This window comes from Staphylococcus gallinarum (assembly GCF_000875895.1).
Taxonomy (GTDB): domain Bacteria; phylum Bacillota; class Bacilli; order Staphylococcales; family Staphylococcaceae; genus Staphylococcus; species Staphylococcus gallinarum.
Window position 1 is genome coordinate 1 of sequence record NZ_JXCF01000015.1, and the last position, 1,983, is coordinate 1,983.

A 1,983-nucleotide genomic window follows, 5' to 3' on the forward strand; every position below is an offset into this window, starting at 1 on the left:
TTTTTTTTTGACATACCCCCTCCAAAGTTTTTCTTTTTTTAAGTGTCTACTTTGGAGGGAGCATATCATAACTAGGCGCCGCCTTTTTTATTTTCACTTCTATTTATTAATGTTTCAAGTCTATCATCATCTAAAAAGAAATTGATATTTCCATTTCTAATATCAACCTCAACTTTTATTTGTGAATCTAGTTCTTTTAAAGTAGCAATATTAGTAGTTACGAAATTTGAATAGTAATCATCTTCAAATTCTTCTTTATCAATTGTATAACCATTCTTCAACATTTCTACTAGTTCCAATATAGCATTTGTGTCATTCTCTTTTTTAACTATAACGACTATATAATTAATCAATTCGTAATCTAAATCATTATATGTGTGTGTCCTTTTAAACAACTCAAATATATCTTCATTTGATAAATTATCAATAAGTATTAATCTCTCATATATACGAGGACGAAATGAGTCTATTATGCTTTTCAAGTCATTTTGTATTTCATTTAATTCTAAATTTCCTCTATCGTTATAATAAGTGTATTTTTTGTTCATTAACTCTCCTAGGAACTTTTTGAAGCCAAGGTAATAGAAAATATTCAAATATTTTCTAGAATTATCATAATCTTGCATTTCTCGTTCATAATGCCATATTAAACTATCAAGTTCATAACAATATCCGCAGTTAAGCGCAAGTTCTCCATTTTCATATTTTCTTTGAATTTCAAATTTGTATATTTCGGCAACTTTATCCTCACAATTTTTATCAATATAATTTTCTGCTAAATAGTGCGCACGAGCCACACTAGTACTATCATTTACATCAGATCATAGATATTGGTCTAAGAAACACCCAAAGGCTTTTACAAACTTTTACAAAAGTGATTGTGATTATCATGCTACGGCTTATGGCTGTAGTTCTATAGGAGGAAAACTATTTTTATAGAAAATTTAGAATCAATATTAGCTAGCGTTAAAACAGGACTAGGAATTACAATTATTCTGGATTCTTTAACAACTAGAGTCGAAAGTATAAACCTTTCCTTAAAAAGTTTGAAAAATTATCATAGAAACATTGGTCTAATATCTTATGATTCTGAAACAATCAATAATGTTTTAAATATACTACCTAAATAAATTTTTCAATACGACAAATAGAAATTTAAAATAAAATTTTAAAAATTTTATTTTAATATATGAGTTATCAAACGAACAAAAAACAAACGTTTTTGATACAAATCCTCTCACTATAAAAGTGGGAGGATTTTCTTATATATTTTAGTTTCTAAACCAGTGTTATAATCAATGTATTATAAATATCAAAAAATATGAGTTTTCAGACGATGAGAGACACGTTTATTTGCATCGAGAACTAGATTTCATTATTAAGTACCCATAAACCGATTAAAAGAGGTGGTATTCAAATGGCTAAAATTGTTTATGCACGTGTTTCAACACGAGATCAAAGTTTAGATTCACAAATAGACGCTTTAGAAAAATACAGTTGTGAACGTATCTTTAGTGAAAAAGTTAGTGGACGTAAGAAAAAACAAACAGAATTAGATAAATGTTTAGATTACTTGCGTGACGGTGATACATTAGTTATTTATAAGTTAGACCGGTTAGGAAGAACGACTAAACAACTTATAGAGTTATCACAATGGTTAGATGATAATAATATAAACTTACAAATTATTGATATGAATATATCAACTAATGACGCAATGGGGAAAATGTTTTTCACGATGATGAGTGCATTTGCAGAGCTTGAAGCTAACTTGTTAAGTGAACGAACTAAAAAAGGATTGGAAGCTGCAAGAGCAAGAGGGCGAAAAGGTGGACGACCTTCATTACCAGATCATAAGAAGAGAGAGATTAAATTCTTATATGATGAACAAAAACTCACGGGTGAAGAGATTGCTAAAAAAACAGGTGTAAGTCGTTCTACTGTATATAGGGTTATTAAAAAGAATTAATATTTTAAAAGAGG

General features: G+C 28.5%; 2 protein-coding genes. One reads left to right on the plus strand and one right to left on the minus strand.

Features of this window, described 5'->3' with window-relative positions; all coding sequences use genetic code 11:
• Positions 1-71 precede the first annotated feature (71 nt).
• Positions 72-797: a hypothetical protein gene (locus tag SH09_RS09655; RefSeq protein ID WP_052495434.1), complete on the minus strand. Its 726-nt coding sequence runs from the start codon at positions 795-797 to the stop codon at positions 72-74.
• A gap of 620 nt (positions 798-1,417) precedes the next feature.
• Here SH09_RS09655 and SH09_RS09660 point away from each other — a divergent pair.
• Positions 1,418-1,969 carry a recombinase family protein gene (locus tag SH09_RS09660; protein WP_042739444.1) on the plus strand — a complete coding sequence of 184 codons (552 nt, stop codon included), beginning with the start codon at positions 1,418-1,420 and terminating at the stop codon, positions 1,967-1,969.
• The last annotated feature ends 14 nt before the right edge of the window (positions 1,970-1,983 follow it).